Here is a 20,488-nt window from a genome sequence, read left to right on the forward strand (position 1 = left end):
TCCCCCCTTAGTGGTTGCCTAATGGATTAGGCTCAATTTTTTGGAACTTGGCATCTTCTATTTGTGTAATATAAGCCATCTGGTGACCAGGGAAGCCCTTCATACGCCAGCCATCCATATTGCGATTTCCTCCATACATAGGGTCAGAATAAGCTCCCTCTAATGTAGCTGCTCGTAATAATGTAAAGAAGAACGCGGAAGTAACCCCAACCATTTCTATGTCACCTTTTTGGAAGGCAGTTAATATTTCATCCATTTGTTTGCCATCTAAATCGTTAAAGCTTTTCTTATAACGCTTTTGTGCTTCATCCTCCATTTTTTGAATACCCTGTCTAAAAATTTCCGCTCGCGTTAAACGGCTCTGATAGCCTTGAGTTGGGGCACCAACATCAAATGGACCTTGCATATATTCTTTAGAGTTACTTCCATAATTTCCTGCAAGTTGATGATCGATAAAATAGGGAACGTCTAAACCAATAGCTCCTGGTCCCAAATCGTCCTCTGGGAAGATACGTTCTGTGGCCTTTGATAAGATACTAAAATCTTTTTCATTTCTGAAGAACATCTTAGCTTTTGGTGAGCCTGTGGCCTCATTCGTTGTTTCATGACCACCATGCTCTAGGGTAGAAGTACCTTTACCATGGATGTTGTAACCAACTAATCCTCCAATTAAACCACCACCGACTAATGTACCAGCAGCAATACCTGTAGTTTTTAAAAAGTCTCGACGAGAAACATTATTTTTGTCTGAACTCATGGAAATCCTCCCCTCAAAATGTGTTAAACGGATCCTATCTTTAATAATCAGCAAAAAATGTGAATTATAATCAATTTTTGTTGGAAAATGTTTTAATTACCTCTATTAGCATGGTGTACTCTCCTTTTTAATGACAAGGGGGATCTATGAATTGAAAATTTTGTAGAAAATTGTTAGCACTATAAAGGTAGTGTAAATGGTATTATTATACATTTATTAATCATATTGGAAAACTTTTGTTGACTTCTACTTTTAGTGACTTTACTCTGAAGTTATGCAAAAATATGCGGATTGTATAGCTAAAAATGGAAGAAGTGAGAAAAAGAGAAATGTGGTTAAAAGGTATTGGTGGTAAATTAATTGTTGCAATTATAGCTCTTGTATTTGTAACATGTGGCACGCTTGGGCTATCTACTTGGATAAATAGTACAAAAGCTGTGAATGAGCAAGTGGAATCTAATTTGGTATCTAGAGCAGAGGATGTTTCCCAATATATAGAAGAACACTTCCAATTAACACTAGTGGAGGTGGAAGCCATTGCAGAGCAAGAGGCAGTTCGGAGCATGGACTTTGAAAAGCAGAAGCAGTATCTATCGAAACGTCTTGCCAGTAATGAAAATTACTTAGGTTTTGGCATTGTCAATGCTAATGGAGTTGCCCATTATCTGGATGATACAACAGCTGATCTAGGGGATCGTGATTACGTAAAAGAAGGTTTTACTGGTAAGTCTGTCATGTCTGACATTACGATTAGTCGTGTAACAGGTGAACCAGTCATTTTAATCGTTTCTCCAATTGACACAGTGACAGGTGAAAAAGCTTTATTATTAGCACGTATTGACGGCTATTACCTATCTAAAATTGTAGAAGGCATTAAGGTTGGAGACAGTGGCTATGCATTTATGTTAGATGCTAACGGAACAATTATTGGACATAATAATCATTCGTATGTGAAGGAGCAATACAATCCAATTAAGGAAGCAGACGAAACAGGTATCAAGACAGGCAGAGCAATGGCTGCTAAAGAAATGATTGCTAATGATAACGGTTATTTTTCTTTTGAAACGGAAGATACAGGAACTAGTCTAATGGGCTATCATACCCTCGATAATGGTTGGAAAATGGGGGTTATCGCATTAGAAGATGAGATGTTTTCAGGGCTTTCTAAGCTTAAGGCGAACTTCATTGTCACTACGATCATAGTTTCAATACTTGGGCTATGCATCTCATTTGCCATTTCTCGCTCTGTTAGTAGACCACTTCGACATGTACTTCGCATTAGTGAGGGCTTATCGGAAGGAGACTTTACACAGGAAATTCCAGAAAAATATTTGAAACGTATTGATGAAATGGGAACGATGGCACGTGCATTAGATCGCATGACTGATAATATGCGGGAAATGATAGCCAAAGTGAGTCAAGAAGCAACGGCAGTGAATGAAGCTGCGTGTGATTTAATGGGAGATGTAAATGGAGTAACAAAGCGTTCAAAGCAAATTGCTGGTGCAATAAGTGAAGTAGATCGAGGGGCACAAAGCCAAACTGTGATGGCAGAGGAAAGTGCCTCAGCAATGGAACAAATGGCGATAGGGATACAAAATGTAGCTGAAGTTGCCTCCACAATTGCTTGTAATACAGATTTTATTTCCCAGAAAATTAGTGAAAGCAATCATGCAGTTCAACAATCCGTTTTACGTATGAATGAGATTCAGCAAGGCACAACAGATGAACTATCAATTATTCACAAGCTAGAAAAAGAGTCAGAAGAAATTAGCTTAATTTCAAAAATGATTACCGATATCTCCGATCAAACAAATTTATTGGCATTGAATGCCTCTATAGAAGCAGCACGGGCAGGAGATGCTGGTAAAGGCTTTGCCGTTGTAGCAGAAGAAGTTCGCAAGCTATCGGAGCAAACAGCAGAATCAGCTACTAAAATTAATGTGCTCATTGAAAGAGTTCAATCTTATACATTAGAAGTAGTAAACGCAGCTGAATTTGGTGAAGATAATGTTGAGCGTGGTTTAGCTTCTATTGAGGCAGTGGGAGAACGCTTCGAGGAAATGGTTCAAGCAGTAGGAGAAATAGCAGGTCAAATTGAAGAAATGAATGCTTCAGCTGAACAAATGTCTGCCAATACGGAGGAAGTTTCCGCGTCTATGGAAGAAATGGCAGCTACTGCACATGCGGCAAGTGATTATGTGCATGAGGTAACAGATGCAACAGCGGAACAGTTGAAGACGGTAGCAGTAATGAACAATCAAACTGAAAAACTATCAGAAATGGCAAAACGTTTATATGAAGCCATTCAAAAATTTAAATATTAAATTAGAGAGGAGCTGTCTATTAATGACAGCTCCTCTCAGAGTGTTGAAAAACAAAGCCCTTCATACAATTTTTGTGAAAGGTGAAGATGGATTACCGCTCCATACAGGGGATCGTCTGTCTCGCTATCCCACAGAAGTCAGGTATCCATCCACTCCACCTCATAAAAATGTTACCTTTTTAGCAAAGGCTTAATTGAAGGTGTTCACTACTCATTTTATGGAGAGGTGTGGTCAATCATCATCATTTCTCCCATTGAAATTAAGAGTCTATCCTTTCTCGAATTATACATTTGCTATTTTGTTCACAACGACTGTATGAAAGATAAGGAAAAGCCACTTTTACAGAATGGTTAATTGAAGTGGAGTCAGTGTCACTCCTAGGGGATTTAGTCACAGATGAGACACTGGAGCGAACGTAAGTGAGTGAAGCGACTCATCGGACGCCCCCTGGAAAGGACACTGGCGGAACGGAAATCAACCCCTCGCCTAGTCAAGAAGTCTTTTTCTGCTAGCGACATTTTCTTTTTTCAACAACATAGTAGGAGCCGTCTTTTAATAACAGCTCCTCTATTATAATGCAACTAAGCGTCTTGCATCGCTGCTAGTAATTCTTCTTTCGAAACGGTGCAATCGCCACCGCCTTGTACCATTTGGTCACTTCCGCCACCCTTACCATTAATAAGAGGCAGTGCCTTTTGGGCAACATCCTTCATGCTTTTTGAAACATTATTACCTCTTGCTGCAACGAATTGTAGTTTGCCTTCATTTTCAGACACAAGTAGAGCTATTACATCTTTCTGTTCCGTAACAATCATACGGGCTATTTTTTGTAGCTCTTGCATTGTTCGCTGATTAAAAGCAGCCGTTACGACACCTTCGCTATTAACAAGTGCCTTTGCTTCATACGTGAGTAATTCCTCTTTCGCAGCAGCGAGTGCTTTTTCTGTAGTTTTTTGAGTAGATAAAACTTTTGTAAGTGCTGTGGCAGCATCAATCTCAGGGACACTTAATTGACGAGCAACGTCCGCTAATACTTTTTTCCGCATGCCAAGCTCAGTCAAAACGCGTTGACCACACACAAAAGAAACGCGCACATTGCCCTTCATTTTTTCAGTCCCTAATATTTTGATGGAACTAACTTGCCCTGTGGATGTAGGGTGAGTGCCACCACAACCGTTGTAATCAAAATTAGGGATAATCACAAGTCGAATGTCTCCCGTCACTGCAACTTCTTTACGAAGATTATAGTTGCCCAGCTCTTGCTCTGTAACCCAGATAGTTTGAATGGGGCGGTTCTCTAGAATAATGTCATTGGCTCTTGCTTCTGCCGCTGCAAGCTGTTGCTCAGAAATCGTTTCTATAGCAAGATCAATTGTTACTTGCTCACTGCCTAGATGAAAGCTTACAGTCTGCGCATTAAAAAGCTCTACAAAAGCAGCTGTTAAAATATGTTGCCCAGCATGCTGCTGCATATGATCGAATCGTCTTGGCCAATTTAACTTGCCATGTACCACACCATCTAAAGTCGATAGATCACCTTCAATATAGTGACGAATTTCATTATCCACTTTTTCAACATCTATGACCTCCAACGCATTCAATGTACCTGTATCGTGAGGTTGACCACCACCAGTTGGATAGAAAGCGGTGTTCGATAGTACAACATAATGACGGTCGGATTCGTCAGTTCCTTTACTAATAATAGTTGCATCAAACTCTTGTAACATAACGTCTTGATAATATAATAGCTCTTTCATGAAAAAGCCTCCTTGTATGTAGGGAAATTTAGTTCTAAATTAATTCCATTTCATTGTGGCATAATTAACTACAAGTGTATACGGGTTTTCTAGTTGACCCATGCTGAAATTGATTTAATATAGAAAAGAACAGCTAAAGAAAAAGGAGCAAATATAATGGAAATTACACAATTCTCAATGGAAGAAATTTTAGACCCAACAAATATTATTGAAGGTAAGCGTTATGAATTTATTCTGGATGTAGAAATTGATGAAGAGGATGAGCTTTATCACGAAGCTGGCATTGAAATTCGTGTCCTAATTGGTGAAAAAGACGAAGAACCATTTATATTAAATTACTTCATCATGGAAAAGGCTGAAGGTGAATATTTAGACTTTGCATTAGAGGATGATGAACTAGAAGGAATTTTGACATTCTGTAAAGAAGAAATAGCGAAAGCATAGTAAGTAACAGGTAGAGAGTAAATATTCTTTACCTGTTTTTTTATTGAATTAAGGATTATGTAAGCTTGATGAAATATACATGTCGTATTGAAGGACTAAACTTAGTTTTAGTGTTCAGAAAATAGGGCAATTTAAAGAGAGAGGTGTTTCTATGTCAACGTACACGCAATCCATTTTTATAGCATTTTTCATAACCATTATTTTATCCTTTGTACTTTTTATACCATGGCTGATTTATACGTATCGTAAGTATGGATACTTATCGATGTCCAAAACCATTATCATGTTCTCATTTATTTTTTACTTTTTATCTGCGCTTTGTTTAGTATTACTACCATTTCCGTCTACAAGAGATACTTGCTCACTTCAATCCGCGGACACCGTTCATACTAATTTGCGACTTTTTCAATTTGTTGATGATGTTTTAAAGGATAGTGGCGTTGTAGTAACAAATCCATCTACATGGCTTGCTATCACAAAACAACAGGCATTTTTTCAAGCCTTCTTTAATTTCTTACTACTAATGCCTTTCGGCGTTTACTTGCGATATTTTCTTAAAGAAAGAAGGTACTGGAAACGTGCATTTTTAATTAGCTTTTTGCTAACATTGTTTTATGAGGTCACACAAAGAACAGGCATATATGGCATCTTTAATTGTGCATACCGAATCTTTGATGTTGATGACTTATTACTAAACAGTGTAGGTGCGCTCCTAGGTTTCTTCTTAGCACCAATTGTTTGGGCATTATTCCCCTCTCATGAAGAGGTTGAGGCTAAAGCTGCTGAAATGGAAAAAAATGATATTGTTAAGCCGATTTCTATTTTATTAGCTTTGGCCATTGATTTATTTATCGTCCAATCAGTTTGGATGATTATTGGTGTTCTGACAGGGTATAGCGGTACTTTTGAATTCTTAGTGCAAATGGCTCTGTACGTGGTACTCTTTGGGGTGTTACCAAGTATGATGAATGGTGCAACACTCGGTATGAAGGTGATGCGTTTTACAATGGTCAACAAGAATGGCAAAAGTATTGTAAAGCAATCATGGCGTCGTTGTATTGCTATTATCGCTACCTTGTGTTTATCAGAAGCCATTACAACATTAGGTGACATCCAATTAGATATGGATTCACCATTTTATGTTCTACAAATTGTCATTTCTCTACTTGCTGCAATAGCAGGTTTTGCACTTACAATGATAATAGCTATTCATGTGGTACGGGTCATCGTAAGTGGTGGAAAACGACGTTTGTATATCGATCAATATGCAGATTTAATGGCAACAAGGAAAAAATAAGGGGGCTTGTAGAATGAAATACGTCATCATTGGGGGAGATGCTGCAGGTATGTCTGCAGCAATGGAAATCTATCGGAATGTTCCAGGAGCAGAAATAACTACTTTAGAACGTGGTTTTATTTATTCATATGGGCAATGTGGATTGCCTTATGTTGTAGATGGTCGTATTTCATCAACCAAACGTCTAATTGCAAGAGATGTCGAAACTTTTCGAGATAAGTATGGCATTGATGCAAGAGTTGGCTATGAGGTAGAGAATGTAGATATAGAGAAGAAGGTTATTACAGGTACACAAGCAAGTGGCGATAAATTTGAGATTGCCTACGATAAACTTCTTATTGCAACGGGGGCTAGTCCAGTCATGCCTGTGAAAAGGGGGAATGAGCTAGATGGTATCCATACGGTAAAAACAATTCCTCAACTGGAAGATTTGATGGCAGATTTAACACCAGAGATTGAGCAGGTAACAATCATAGGTGGTGGCTATATTGGTTTAGAAATGGCTGAAACCATACAAGCCTGTGGGAAAAAGGTAAGACTTATTCAGCGCGGAAGTCATGTGGCTCGTATTTTAGATGAAGAGCTTGCTCAGCATGTTCATGAGGAAGCGAAAAAGACCGATGTAGAGCTGTTATTAAATACGAGCGTTGAAGCTTTTGAAGGAAATAAACGAGTGGAACGTGTGATTACAGATAACGGCGTTCTAGAGACGGATTTAGTCATTGTCGCTTCTGGCATAAAACCAAATACACAGTTTTTAAAGGATACTGGGATTGCACTTGCAAAAAATGGAGCGATCATTGTAAATCGCCATTTAGAGACTTCCCTTGAAAATATTTATGCAGCTGGCGATTGTGCAACTCACTTTAATATTGTGAAAGAACGTTTAGATTATATACCTTTAGGAACGACTGCCAATAAGCAAGGCCGTTTAGCAGGTCTCAACATGTCAGGCAAATTTGCCCCGTTTAGAGGAATTGTGGGCACTTCTATTTTAAAATTTTTCAATTTAACTATTGCTACAACAGGTATTAATGAGCGCGATGCTAAAGAGCTTGGTTTTGACTATGAGGCATTTAAATTATCTGCACGCCACATAGCCGGCTATTATCCAGGTGCACAACGTATGTTTATAAAAGTGGTCGTTCGCAAGCGTGATCAATTGTTATTGGGTGCACAAATCGTGGGACCAGCGGGAGTCGATAAGCGTATCGATGTGTTTGCGACAGCATTATATAGTAAAATGACCTTACCTGATTTGCTAGACTTAGATTTGGCCTATGCACCACCATTCAATGGTGTTTGGGACCCTTTGCAGCAGGTGGCAAGAATGAATGGACGTTTATAATAGGAGGTAGAGAGATGAGCATTTATGATATTAATGTAACTTTAGAAGATGGTACTATCTATAGCCTTGAACGTTATAAAGGAAAGCCGATGCTAATTGTTAATACAGCTTCCAAATGTGGCTTTACACCACAATTTGAAGAATTAGAAGGTCTCTATGAAAAGTATCAGGAGCAAGGTCTGGTTGTACTTGGTTTCCCATCCAATCAATTTAAACAAGAGCTAGCGACAGCTGAAGAAGCGGCCTCCCAATGTCGATTAACATATGGTGTGACATTTCCCATGCATGAGATTGTTAAGGTGAATGGTAAAGAAGCACATCCTATTTTCGATTATCTTACTTCCCACTCCAAAGGATTTTTAGGCAATAGTGTTAAATGGAACTTTACAAAATTCCTTGTAAACCGTAATGGAGAGGTTGTTGGACGATACGCTTCAGCAGATAAGCCAAGTAGCTTTGAGGAAGATGTTCAAAAAGTATTAGCACAATAGATTAAAAAGATTCATGCACAGTTTGTGTATGAATCTTTTTTTGTCTACACATTTCAAAAAGCAGATGATTTAAGGTTGCTGTAAGTTTGCGACAAATTTGCTGTAAGTTTGAGGTCGTATACTAAAGTCAGAAAGAAGAGGTGAGCGTATATGACGCCATTATTAAAGGTACAAAACGTTGGGAAAAATTACGGCAAAGGCGCAAATACTTTTACAGCGCTATCGAATATATCATTTGAAGTAGAAAAGGGAGAGTTTGTTGGGGTAATGGGTCCTTCTGGGGCTGGAAAATCTACGCTTCTTAATGTATTAGCAACGATTGATACGCCAACAACTGGTGAAATTATTATTGAAGATACTAATTTGGCACGTATGAAGGATGCTGAATTAGCGGATTTTCGTCGAGACAATTTAGGGTTTATTTTCCAGGATTATAACTTGCTCGATTCTTTAACAGTGCGAGAAAATATTGTTTTACCACTAGCGATTGCAAAAATGCCGACAAAGGCTATTAATGCAAGAGTTGATCGAATTGCTGCATTGTTTGGAATTAGTGATTTGTTAAACAAATATCCTTATCAAATTTCAGGTGGGCAAAAGCAGCGTACAGCCTCGTCGCGAGCATTAGTGACAGAACCAAAACTAATTTTTGCCGATGAGCCTACAGGTGCGCTAGATTCAAAATCTGCAACCGATTTATTAGAAAGCTTAAGTGATTTAAACCAATCTCAAGCCGCAACGATTATGATGGTTACACATGATGCCTTTGCCGCTAGCTTCTGCCAGCGCATTCTATTTATTCAGGATGGACAGCTATCTAAGGAAATTCAACGTGGGACTCTAACGAGGAAGCAATTTTTCCAAGAGATCTTGCAGGTGCTATCTAGCATCGGGGGTGGAGTAAATGACGTTATTTAGTTTAGCGCGTAAAAATATTCAACGCAATTTATCGAATTACTTTTTATATATTGCCTCAATGGTATTTAGTATCGTTATTTACTTTACATTTGTGACGCTCAAATATAATGATGATCTTTCAGCCTTAAAGCAATCGTCACAACAAATTAAAGGTTTAATGAGTGCCTCGTCAGTCGTACTTCTGTTCTTCATTGTCATCTTTATGGCCTATTCCAACTCGTTTTTTATGAAGAAGCGGAAAAAGGAAGTAGCCCTTTACTCGTTACTAGGTGTACGTAAGCAAAAAATTGGCTTAATGCTCTTTTTTGAAAATTTAGTCATAGGGCTTGTCTCTCTTGTGTTTGGTATCCTTCTAGGTTTCTTTATGTCCCAAGGGCTATTAATGATACTAGTACGCTTAATGGGCTATGAAGTGGTTGGTAGCCTGACATTTTCAATGGAGGCGCTAATTAATACAACGGGCATTTTTACACTACTGTTTTTATTCACATCCTTACAAGGTTACCGTGTGATTTATCAATTTAAACTAATTGATTTATTCCATGCAGACAAACAGGGAGAGCAAATTCCACGTGCATCATTAGTAGCTGCTTTACTTGGCACTGTACTTATTGCATTTGGTTATTATACAGCTGCCTCTGATATGTTTACGAGTGAAATATGGAGATTCTTTACGGTATTAGGTACGCCATTAATGGTTATAGGGGTAACAATTGCAGGGACATACCTTCTATTCCATAGTGTGAGTGTCTTTGTATTAACAGCATTAAAGAAAGCAACATCATGGTCCTGGAAGGGTTTAAATTTAATCGGTGTTTCTCAGCTATTGTATCGTATTCGAGCCAATGCCAAATCGTTGTCAATCATTGCAATTTTAAGTGCCACTACGATTACAGCAGGTGGCGGTGTCTTCGGTATGTATTATAATGCAGAAGCTTCTGTACGTCAGATGCTGCCAAACACATTTATGTGGAAAGGCGAGACAGTAGAATTTTCACAACAGGATGTCTTATATAATGAAGCACTGGCTGTGAAAAATTTACGTGTGGATAATGAATTCTCATTTTTCGAATATACATTACTTAAGGAATCGGACTATAATCGCTTAGCGAAATTACAAGGCAAGGATAAAGAGCTACACATTCCAGAGGGCTCTACGGTTTTACTGGATGCAGCCTATGATGAACGATTTTCACATGATTTTACAGGTGAGGACTTTAAGCTACAAAACGGAGACTCCTTCCATGTAGAGAAGATGTACACGGAAAGCGTATTAAACTTTATAGCAGCTGGAACAGTTCTCGTTGTGAATGATCAAGAGTTTAAAGCTACTGATGCCGCTGAGATTATGATGCAGGTTGTTGGATTGGACAATGATTTGAAACAACAGGACGTGTCGAAAGACATTTACCAGCAGTTGTCTTCTGAACAACAAGAATCATTTTCTAGTGTACCGCAAAGCTATGAGGATAGTTTAGCAACAGTTGGTGCTCTACTGTTTGTGGGAAGCTTCCTAGGATTGGTCTTCCTAGCGGCAACAGGCAGTATTATCTACTTCAAAATTTTAACGGAAGCCGAAGAAGATCAGTCAAAATATGCTATTTTAAATAAAATTGGTGTAAATAGTAAGCAAATCTTAAAGACAGTAGCAGGACAGGTCGCTGTTATCTTTAGTGCGCCGCTTATTGTGGGTATTGCACATAGTGTGTTTGCATTACTAGCATTTTCACAGCTATTTAACATGAATATTACAAAACCAGTCATCTTGTGGATGATTGCTTATTCAGCTATTTACTTTATTTATTATATCTTTACCGTTCGTTCGTTTTATAAAATAGTGAGACAGGGGAATTAATATGAAAAAAGTATTTTTCGGAATAGGTGCATTGTTTATCTTATTCGTAGCAGGGTTAATTGTATTGATGACTGTAGATTTTAACCGTTTAAATAAAGATACCTACTATGTTCATATCACGGCTGATGGTGAGGTAGAGGAGTATAAAGCAGATAGTGGTGAAATCTTTAAAATGTATTGGTACGAGCTACCTACTTACGATAAAAATGGGGAAGAGAAAACATTAAAGTTTTCCGCTCATAAAAATTTACGCCAGGATGCATATTTAAAGCTTTACGTGAAAAAGGAAACAGAAGTTACTTCATTTGATGAGGTAAAATTCCATGAATTACCTGCTAAAGTGCAGGATCAAATGAAATAGCACAAAGAAGGAGTCTCAAATTTTGAGACTCCTTCTTTTCCACACGAAAGTTCAGTGCAAAGTATTTAGCGTTTAAATCCAACTGGTTAAATTTGGTTTATTTATTTAGTATTCCTTTTGTAGATCAATAATAACGCATGTACCTTTTCCTTTTTCCGAGGTGATGGTCACTGTTCCTCCATGGGCCTCAATGATATCTCTAGCAATAGCTGTACCTAAACCAGTCCCAGCAGTATTGTCTGTATTTGTGCCTCGGTAATAGCGTTCAAAAATATGTTCTAGATCCTCTGGGTCTATTCCCTTGCCATTATCAGAAATTGTAAGAGTATGCTCATCAACAGACACATGGACAGATACATCGGGAGCATTATGAAGCAATGCATTGTGTAAAAAGTTCATGATAGCTCTGCGCATAAAATGTTCATCGATTTGATGCAGACTTTTCTCGGTTGTCGCCTCAAACATAAGATTAGCTTGTTCATATTGTGGTGTATTTAATGTTTCAATCACTATCTCTCGAATAAAAGGCACCATGTTCACTTCATTTAGTGTAAGTGGAAGCTGTTGATGTCTTAAACGCATCGTTAAATTTAAGTCATCCAGCAGATTTTGCATATGCAATGATTGCTTTTCTACGATTCGAGCATACTCCATTTGCTCAGTATTTGTTATTTGTGCATCATTCAATAGTTCTGCATAACCTCGAATAGAGGCAAGTGGTGTTTTCATATCGTGTGAGACATTACTAATCCATTCTTCACGCATAATCTCTAGTCTCTTTCGCTCCTGTTCATGGGCTGCCAATTCTCGTGATACTTCATTTAAGTTTTCAAAAACCGGCTTGTAGACACCACCAGGAGACTTAATAGACGTATGATCATGGTTCTTTAAATGATGAATGCGATCTATCATCGCATAAAGAGGTTTCGTTAATGTGCGACCAAAAAGCCACCCTACTAATGTAGCTACTAACAAGTCCGCAATTACGATGAACAGGCCAAATTTCCCTATAAACTGTAAAAGTGATGTGCCAGAAACATGCGTAACAAACCTTGTAACACCGCTACCTTTAATACCGATTAAATAACTAATGGAATCCTTACTGCCGATATACACCGTAGTATCAGAATCGAATTCTTTATATTTATATACTTGAATTAAGTCGATAGGTGCATAGTGCAATGGTGCTTTAGCTGGTGCAAAATGAGCATCAATCACTTGACCATTTTCATCAAGCAATTGTATCCAAGCATTTCTTTGATGCAATTCTTCGATTCCGTCTGCACGTATGGAGGTTGCTCCATTTTTTAACTCGATATATTTTTGAAATTCCCGCACAAAGTGCTCCTCTTTGGTGGCAGAAACGCCTTCAGAGTCAGTTGCTAGCCGATAAGTAAGGAGTCCCATGAAGATAGCTGTATTGACGAAAATAACAATGATGACGATAGAAAGTACAGAAAGGAGAAAGCGAGCGGTTAATTTCCACTTCATTCTTGTGCCTCTTTTGGCATGACAAACTTATAGCCAAGTCCTTTTACCGTTGTGATATATAGAGGATTAGAGGCATCTTCCTCAATTTTTTCACGCAATCGGCGAATATGCACCATAACAGTGTTATCGGAACCGAAGAAATCCTCTCCCCATACACGTTCAAACAATGTTTCTTTACTTAAGATTCGATTGGGATTGTGCATAAAACACGCCATTAATCCAATTTCCTTAGCTGTTAACTCCAATAATACGCCATTTTTATGCACTTCAGTTTCATCGGCATTCAACTGAAATGGCCCAATTTGGAGTGCTTTTTCAACAATATTCGTTAGGGTATCTTGTGTTTGATAGCCAGCTCTACGTAATTGCGCCTTCACACGATAGGCTACTTCTTTCGGGCTAAAAGGTTTTGTAATATAATCGTCTCCGCCAATGGCTAGTCCTAAAATTTTATCAATTTCCTCATTTTTAGCAGACATAAAGAGCACAGGGACATGGGATACTTCACGGATACGTCTACATAAATCGTAGCCCTCACCATCGGGAAGCATGACATCTAGAAGTATAATATCGGGTGTTGTTTGTTGAAAGCTTGTCCAAGCATCGTGAATGGTACCAGCTGTATAAATTTGTTTGTAGCCCTCTTTTTGTAAACTTACTTTTAGTAGATTCGCTAAATCTGCCTCATCATCCACTACTAAAATGGTTGGTTCTTGCACTTGTTCACACGACCTTTCGATTTGGAAGAATCTTTACTGACAATTATTATAAATGAAATGTATAGAAAAGAGGAAATGTTGGGTTATATAGCTTAACCAGTAAATGTTTTTATTCTACAAGAGAAGAAGAACATTTTTTATATAAATCAATACCTGATGAAACCTTTACAGATTCTAAAGCGTAAAAAGAGTATGACAAATTAGGAGGAATGACGATGTTTAAAAAAATAGCAGCAGATGCACTTGGACTTTCAGATATTGGTGTGGTTGTGCCAAGAGAGGACTATGATAAGACAGATGCAGATGATTTTATCTTACATGAAATTGATGAAAAAATTTACTTTTTAATTAAAACGAAGGCAGATGAGTATTGCTTTACAAATCGTGCGATTATTCATGTAGATGGCGAAAGTGCTATGAGCAAGAAACGATTACTGCGACGCTATGACTACTCAATGTATACTGTGACAGAAGTTTTTCTCGAAACAGCAGGAACAATCGACCTTGATGTCGAAATTAAGTTTACAATCGGCAATTCCCCACTATCCATCGACATTCATAAACGCTTTATTGATGACATTAAAGATTTATATAAAGCACTACATGCCATTAGCTATGAACAAAAGAACAATGCTTATAAGCTAGAAGTAGCGGAAAAAAGTTTAAACATAGCATCATCATCACTTGGTCGAATTGGCAATGACAATATATCTCCTGCGTCGTCATTCAAAGAAATTACAAGCTTTGCGAATACTTGGATGATCGATCATAAAGATAAGTATAAAAAAGAAGACTTCTCACATATTTTTGATTTATATATGAACAATTGATAAAAATAGCTCTCTGCAAGTGTAGAGAGCATTTTTAACATATAACGATATACATAAAAATTATTCTAGGAGCGTGATTAGAAAATGACAAACGACATGCATGTGCTAGAAAAAGAAGAAGTAGAAAGTGATGATTTTATACAGCAACCTCAAGCCGCTGAAACATTGTTCGTAAATGAGTTTATTGATGGTATTTTAGATCCATCACAGAAGATGTTAGGGCCGCTTAAGGATGGTGGAACGATTATTGCCAATACAACACCTGGATGTTGGGGACCCATGCTTACTCCTACTATTCGTGGAGGACATGAAGTAACGAAGCCCGTGTTTGTAGAAGGAGCAGAGGTGGGAGACGCCATTGTTATAAAAATTAAATCTATTCAGGTCACATCTCTTGCAACTTCGTCTGGCCATGATGAAGCAATTGTAGATCGATTCATTGGTGATCCATTTGTTTCTGTAAAATGTCCAGGCTGTGGCAAGCTTCATCCAAGCACAGTTGTAAAAGGAATAGGCCCACATGCAATTCGATGTTCTACATGTGATACAGAAACGGCACCCTTTAAAATGACAAACGGCTATACGATGGCACTAGATCATAAAGGGCAAATGGGTGTAACTGTTGGGCGAGAGGGTGCTAGACGAATTGCACTTGATGCTAGAAACTACATGAGAACACCTGAAAACGCTGTACAAAATCCTGTTGTTGCATTGGCTCCAAGCGACTTAGTAGGTGTATTGGCGAGAATGCGACCATTTTTAGGTCAGCTTGGGACAACCCCTTCTAAAGCGATGCCTGATTCACATAATGCAGGTGACTTTGGTTCATTTTTAATTGGAGCACCACATGAATATGCTTTTACTCAAGAAGAATTGGATTTACATCGTACCGATGGACATATGGATATCAGCCGAGTACGAGAAGGTGCGACTATTATTTGTCCAGTCAAGGTACCAGGCGGTGGTGTATATATTGGAGACATGCATGCTATGCAAGGGGACGGCGAGATTGCAGGACATACAACCGATGTAGCGGGTATTGTGCAGCTTCAAGTTAAGGTATTGAAGAAAGTAGCTTTGGAAGGCCCAATTTTACTACCAAACGTAGAAGACTTACCTTATACAGCAAAGCCCTTTACCAAGGAAGAAAAACGTCGCGCACGTGAGCTAGCGGAGGAATTTGGTGTTAAGCAGGTAGAGGATGCATTCCCAGTGTCAGTGGTTGGTTCTGGTAAAACGTTAAATGAGGCGACTGATAACGCGATTAGTCGAGCTGCGAAGCTATTTGAGATGAGCGAACCAGAGGTTTTAAACAGAGCAACTATCACAGGCTCCATTGAAATCGGACGCCATCCAGGGGTTGTTACAGCCACTTTCCAAGTACCTAAAACTGTATTGAAAAAGGTAAGAATATATAAAACTATTAAAAAACAATATGACTAATAATGATTTCTTGAAAAAGCAAACTTTTAAAAGTTTGCTTTTTTGTATGAGCTACAAGTCAGATAAGTAAATGTTTGTCTGAAATTTGAAGTTTGGATTGAAATCTATTGTTGTGTTGATATAATAGTTAAAGTTTAACAATGATTAACAGGACCTTATATAAAATAGATGAGTATAGATGAGAAAAGTTGGTGTCTAATGACAGAAATTATAGGTGTAGAAAACAAAATAGAGAAAAAGAATAGTATAAAACCTTTTATATTAAAAATGAGAGGAGGAGGTCATGCTCCTTCTCGAACAAATTTCGCTGATGCCTTTACTGGAGCATTGGGAGGGTTAATATGCATTTTTGTGTTGCTATGGTTAACTAACCTTACCGATTCACCATGGTTAATGGCATCATTAGGCGGTAGCTGTGTCCTTATATTTGTCGTCTGGAATGCACCTTTGTCCCAGCCTCGAAATATAATTGGAGGTCATTTCATTTCGGCATTTATCGGGTTGGCCATGTATTCATTACTAGGCTCCAATATATTGTCTATTAGTCTTGGTGTTGGATTAACTATATTTTTTATGGCCTTTTTAGGGGTCATCCATCCTCCAGCAGGCGCCAATCCTATAATTATTATTTTAGGAGGTTATGGTTGGAGTTATTTACTAACCCCTGTATTAATTGGAGCAATCATCATTGTATTTTTCGGTTTGTTGATCAATAATTTACGAGAAAAAAGAAAATATCCGTTGTTTTGGTAAAGATGATATCCATCTATGTAGTGTGTTCACTTATATAGATGGTTTTTTATATTTGTTAACGTTTTTGCTATGCATACCCATATTTTTTTAGCATATGTTAGTTAAGATTTGTTATATTGAAGAAAGAGTGTAAAAATCATGTATTTGAATGATAGGGGAAGATCTTTGTTGGTAGAAATTGATGGGAGGATCCATTTTTATGCTGTTGGACTGTGATGAGCAATTATTCATGGCTTATAAACAAAGAAGTAAAAAGGGTGCTGAAAATATACTAGCAACTTGGCTGGAGGCAGAGTCAAATCTGCAAGAAGATCCAAAAATACTTGGTACTTCACTTTCACCCAATCTATTTTTAGTAAACGAAGAAACGGCTAAGAATATTGCCTTTTCCACAGCACGTAAATATTGGGGTCATGTATCAACAGAAATGCAAATATATTTTGACAAATATGGCTTAGATTCAAAATTTGTGAATGAGCGTCTCAGTGCTTTTTTCTATACACAAAAAGGTAAAGATACTTTTTTTGAGCAGCTTTTTGCACAACATACAATAGACTTAGAACGATTAATTTGGTTAGTCTTTGGGAAAAGAATGCAAATAGCTATGCCAGTTAATGAGCTACAATCAATTATTTTATATAAATTTCAAGATGAATATTTAGTGCATATGATGTATAAAGAGCATGCATCTTTTTGGCATTGGCTTTTCACAAAAAAAGTTTATTCACTGCTTATCCACAAACCTTTAGAGCAATTCACATTTCTTTATGAAATAATGGGACATTTCGAGCATTCTGTGAGAGAAAATTGTGAACATGTGGATAACTTTGTGAATAACTATAAAGCGATACTGGATAAGTGTATAACTCATGTGGATAAGCATAATGCTAGCTGTTTGGCAAAGAAACAGTTACGTCTTTATCAAATTGTTACTCATTATTGCTTATCAGAAGGTGATTTTAATCGTGTCAAATCGTTTATTACCTCATTTGAAGCGGAATGGCGCTACTCAATGTATGCACTATCAGAGAAGGAAAAAGTGTTAATTGCCTATATTTTATTTCATATAGCAAATAGAGAACAGCAGAGTGAAAACGTTATACATTATGGTGAATATTTATTAGAGGATGAACGAATAAATAATTATGCCATTGAAATATTACTAGAGTATAAAGAGCTATTACCAAATCGTAAACCAACACCACCTGCCATTATTAAAAATTATCAGTTAAATTATTTAGAAAATTTATATGCCATTCTACTAGAGCATTATGTAAAAATGGCACGTTATGAGGATGGCTTACTTTTATTAAAAGAGCATGTTTTAGCATCGAATAAAAAAATTAATTCTTCATTAGTACAAAAAAACTTTAGTAGTGAACAGCTTATTGCAATTGAAGCATATGTTCAACAGGATATAGCACTTCATGTGAATAACTCTCTACAACATATTGGCTTGTCTGTGGAAGAGTGGCGACGCAATTATCGTCAACCAAATGCACCATACTATGTTGTAGCACAAAGTGCCTCCCTGCATATGTTAAATATTTTAAGAGTTTTGTTTGTAACAGAGCAGTACGAGCTTTTTGAAAAGTTAATGGAGATTTACAAAAAATATCTACTAATAGATGATCACTTTGAAAGCCTTCGTATGTTTATTAGTGCGTATGTATAAAAAAGGTGTCTAATACGTCACAGTATTAGACACCTTTCATAGTGTTGAAAAACAAAACATCCATAGAATTTTTGTGAAAGGTGAAAATGGTTTCTGTTGCAGGCTACTTGCTTTCCTGTGGGCGAGCGCCGAATCGCTTCCTCCGCTACCGCTCCGTGCAGGGTTTCGCCTGTCTCGCTATCCCACGGGAGTCAAGTAGCCCTCCACTCCAACCCACAAAAGTGCTTTCTTTTTGGCAAAGGTTACACAAATAAAATGGAGTGTTCACTACCCATGTCATTGATGGTTTCACTTTCCCACATTGAAAATAAAAGCTTATCCCCTCTAAGAATACAGATAATGGGAGATTTAATCTCTATGAAAAGTAAAGACACTTTGCAGAATGGTTGATTGGAACGGAAATCAACCCCTCGCCTTGCTAAAAGATCTTTTTCTGCTAGTGACATGATCTTTTTCAACAACATGAAAAGTGTCTAATACATCACAGTATTAGACACCTTTTTTTACTCTAAAACACCTTTTTCCTTCAAAGCCTCAATTTGTTCAGCATTAAAGCCCAGAGATAGTAAAACTTCCTCATTATGCTCGCCTAATTTAGCACCAACATGCTTGTATTCAGGCTGCGTACCATCAAATTTAAACGGAGAGGCAATTTGTTTTTGCATAGTGCCATCGCTTTTGGGTATAGTCACAATCATTTCTCGTGCCTTTAGCTGTGGATGCTCACATGCTTCAGGAAATGTTAGAACTGGCTCTACACAACCTTCGAAATCCTCGTTAAACACTTCAAGCCATTCCTCATATGTCTTGGACAAGAAGGCATCGTGAACAGCCTCTTTAAAACGAATTTGCGTATAGTAGGAGTCATTGAAGGTATTATCGATCAATTCGGGAATATCGAGTGCTTCACAGAGCAATTTGCGAAATTGAGGCTCTAAACTACCGACAGAGAAAAAGCGCCCATCCTTTGTTTTGTAAAAATCATAGTAACTGCCTCCATTTAAAATTTCTTGCTCTGGCTGTGGAATACGGCCACCTCCAATAAATGCTGCCCCATACATAGCATTAAGTGAAAAGACAGCATCTGTCATACTAATATCGATGAACTGTCCCTCTCCTGTTTTTTCGCGATGTAGAGCAGCAGCAAGCACACCTATTGCTGCATGCATTGTCCCTCCAGCTATGTCAGCTAGTTGAACGCCCATGGAAACAGGCTTTTTATCCTTATGGCGGGAATAGTCGAGTAAGCCAGCTAAGGATAGATAGTTATTATCATGTCCTGGTCGATTACTATAAGGCCCTGTTTGTCCGTAGCCAGTAATCGCACAATAAATAACCTTAGGATTTATTTCTTTAAGCGCTTCATAGCCGATGCCAAGTCGCTGCATTACACCAGGTCGAAATCCTTCGATAATAACGTCATACTCCTGTACAAGTGATTTAACAATGTCGATAGCTTCTGGTGATTTTAAATTTAGCGTTATAGATTTTTTTGATCGATTTAAATGTTGATGGATATATGCCTCATGATCATCGTCATAGGGAGGCATAATTCGCGTTAAATCAACCCGCTTTGAAGATTCAACATGGATGACATCTGCTCCTAAATCAGCAAATATCATTGTCGCCATTGGTCCTGGTAGTAATGCAGAAAAATCGAGAATTTTTAACCCCTTTAAAATGCCCAAATCTTCCAACCCCTTTTTGTGTAGGCTACATAACCATCTGGATGATGATGGCGAGTAGCGCTTTTCTCATAATCCCCATTGTGTGAAAAGCATATTCTATATTCTGTATTATTACAGTTTATTATATTTTAATGAGTATTATAACAGATTAAATCTTAACTTGCCTATGCTAATTTTTATTATAAAATAAACGCTTCAACTTTTATATGTCAGAATAACAATAAAAGTAAAAAAATTTAGAATTTAGATTTTCTATCAAATTTCAGATAATTAGCGTCAGCTGTTGCAATTTTTAATCTAAATAACTAAAATGTTGGAATTTTGTTTGCCAGAT

The 20,488-nt window shown here is 37.7% G+C and carries 18 protein-coding genes; 13 read left to right on the forward strand and 5 right to left on the reverse strand.

What is annotated here, in order from left to right:
- Positions 1 to 7: 7 nt before the first annotated feature.
- Entirely contained in the window at positions 8 to 757 is a 750-nt protein-coding gene (locus NY607_RS21615) for a gluconate 2-dehydrogenase subunit 3 family protein (RefSeq protein WP_054548901.1), read from the reverse strand.
- 329 nt (positions 758 to 1,086) lie between these two features.
- Between NY607_RS21615 and NY607_RS21620 the strand changes: the two genes are divergently transcribed.
- Both NY607_RS21620 and NY607_RS21625 read left to right on the forward strand, forming a co-directional pair.
- On the forward strand, positions 1,087 to 3,084 hold the full coding sequence (locus NY607_RS21620) for a methyl-accepting chemotaxis protein (protein WP_259420346.1): 1,998 nt from the start codon (positions 1,087 to 1,089) through the stop codon (positions 3,082 to 3,084).
- A 22-nt stretch (positions 3,085 to 3,106) separates the two neighbouring features.
- Entirely contained in the window at positions 3,107 to 3,277 is a 171-nt protein-coding gene (locus NY607_RS21625) for a hypothetical protein (protein ID WP_259420347.1), read from the forward strand.
- 388 nt (positions 3,278 to 3,665) lie between these two features.
- Here NY607_RS21625 and NY607_RS21630 read toward each other — a convergent pair whose 3' ends face one another.
- Positions 3,666 to 4,841, reverse strand: a complete 1,176-nt coding sequence (locus tag NY607_RS21630) for an alanyl-tRNA editing protein (protein ID WP_259420348.1) — start codon at positions 4,839 to 4,841, stop codon at positions 3,666 to 3,668.
- Between the two features lie 156 nt (positions 4,842 to 4,997).
- Here NY607_RS21630 and NY607_RS21635 point away from each other — a divergent pair, with 156 nt between their 5' ends.
- The 7 genes from NY607_RS21635 (at position 4,998) to NY607_RS21665 (ending at position 11,555) form a co-directional block, all read left to right on the forward strand.
- Positions 4,998 to 5,285: a DUF6509 family protein gene (locus NY607_RS21635; protein WP_131522169.1), complete on the forward strand. Its 288-nt coding sequence runs from the start codon at positions 4,998 to 5,000 to the stop codon at positions 5,283 to 5,285.
- 151 nt (positions 5,286 to 5,436) lie between these two features.
- Positions 5,437 to 6,582, forward strand: coding sequence for a VanZ family protein (locus NY607_RS21640; protein ID WP_131522170.1), 1,146 nt, complete (start codon positions 5,437 to 5,439; stop codon positions 6,580 to 6,582).
- Positions 6,583 to 6,595: 13 nt separating this feature from the next.
- A complete protein-coding gene (locus NY607_RS21645; RefSeq protein WP_131522171.1) occupies positions 6,596 to 7,930 on the forward strand; it encodes an FAD-dependent oxidoreductase in 1,335 nt (444 codons plus the stop codon).
- Positions 7,931 to 7,944: 14 nt separating this feature from the next.
- Positions 7,945 to 8,421 (forward strand): glutathione peroxidase, encoded by a 477-nt coding sequence (locus NY607_RS21650; RefSeq protein ID WP_131522172.1) that lies wholly within the window; start codon positions 7,945 to 7,947, stop codon positions 8,419 to 8,421.
- A gap of 150 nt (positions 8,422 to 8,571) precedes the next feature.
- On the forward strand, positions 8,572 to 9,339 hold the full coding sequence (locus NY607_RS21655) for an ABC transporter ATP-binding protein (RefSeq protein WP_054548905.1): 768 nt from the start codon (positions 8,572 to 8,574) through the stop codon (positions 9,337 to 9,339).
- The gene (locus NY607_RS21660; protein ID WP_259420349.1) at positions 9,326 to 11,194 is read left to right on the forward strand and encodes an ABC transporter permease; all 1,869 of its coding nucleotides are present in this window, start codon (positions 9,326 to 9,328) and stop codon (positions 11,192 to 11,194) included. Before NY607_RS21655 ends, NY607_RS21660 begins: the two co-directional genes overlap by 14 nt.
- Before the next feature lies 1 nt (position 11,195).
- Entirely contained in the window at positions 11,196 to 11,555 is a 360-nt protein-coding gene (locus NY607_RS21665) for a YxeA family protein (RefSeq protein ID WP_004233888.1), read from the forward strand.
- Positions 11,556 to 11,660: 105 nt separating this feature from the next.
- Here NY607_RS21665 and NY607_RS21670 read toward each other — a convergent pair whose 3' ends face one another.
- Both NY607_RS21670 and NY607_RS21675 read right to left on the reverse strand, forming a co-directional pair.
- On the reverse strand, positions 11,661 to 13,046 hold the full coding sequence (locus tag NY607_RS21670; protein WP_237899073.1) for a sensor histidine kinase: 1,386 nt from the start codon (positions 13,044 to 13,046) through the stop codon (positions 11,661 to 11,663).
- Positions 13,043 to 13,765: a response regulator transcription factor gene (locus NY607_RS21675; RefSeq protein ID WP_131522175.1), complete on the reverse strand. Its 723-nt coding sequence runs from the start codon at positions 13,763 to 13,765 to the stop codon at positions 13,043 to 13,045. The genes NY607_RS21670 and NY607_RS21675 overlap by 4 nt, the downstream gene beginning before the upstream one ends.
- A 215-nt stretch (positions 13,766 to 13,980) precedes the next feature.
- Here NY607_RS21675 and NY607_RS21680 point away from each other — a divergent pair, with 215 nt between their 5' ends.
- The 4 genes from NY607_RS21680 to NY607_RS21695 all read left to right on the forward strand — a co-directional run bounded on the left by NY607_RS21680 (position 13,981) and on the right by NY607_RS21695 (position 18,466).
- Positions 13,981 to 14,595, forward strand: a complete 615-nt coding sequence (locus tag NY607_RS21680; protein WP_048390761.1) for a PH domain-containing protein — start codon at positions 13,981 to 13,983, stop codon at positions 14,593 to 14,595.
- 84 nt (positions 14,596 to 14,679) lie between these two features.
- Entirely contained in the window at positions 14,680 to 16,038 is a 1,359-nt protein-coding gene (locus tag NY607_RS21685) for an acetamidase/formamidase family protein (protein ID WP_131522177.1), read from the forward strand.
- 198 nt (positions 16,039 to 16,236) lie between these two features.
- Positions 16,237 to 16,791, forward strand: coding sequence for an HPP family protein (locus tag NY607_RS21690; RefSeq protein ID WP_131522178.1), 555 nt, complete (start codon positions 16,237 to 16,239; stop codon positions 16,789 to 16,791).
- Positions 16,792 to 16,990: 199 nt separating this feature from the next.
- Positions 16,991 to 18,466 (forward strand): hypothetical protein, encoded by a 1,476-nt coding sequence (locus tag NY607_RS21695; protein ID WP_131522179.1) that lies wholly within the window; start codon positions 16,991 to 16,993, stop codon positions 18,464 to 18,466.
- A gap of 503 nt (positions 18,467 to 18,969) precedes the next feature.
- On the opposite strand, the gene NY607_RS21700 is transcribed toward NY607_RS21695, so the two are convergent.
- Entirely contained in the window at positions 18,970 to 20,154 is a 1,185-nt protein-coding gene (locus tag NY607_RS21700; RefSeq protein WP_259420350.1) for a CaiB/BaiF CoA transferase family protein, read from the reverse strand.
- Positions 20,155 to 20,488 lie beyond the last annotated feature (334 nt).

Source organism: Lysinibacillus sp. A4 (genome assembly GCF_024919535.1).
GTDB classification, from domain to species: Bacteria; Bacillota; Bacilli; order Bacillales_A; family Planococcaceae; genus Lysinibacillus; species Lysinibacillus capsici.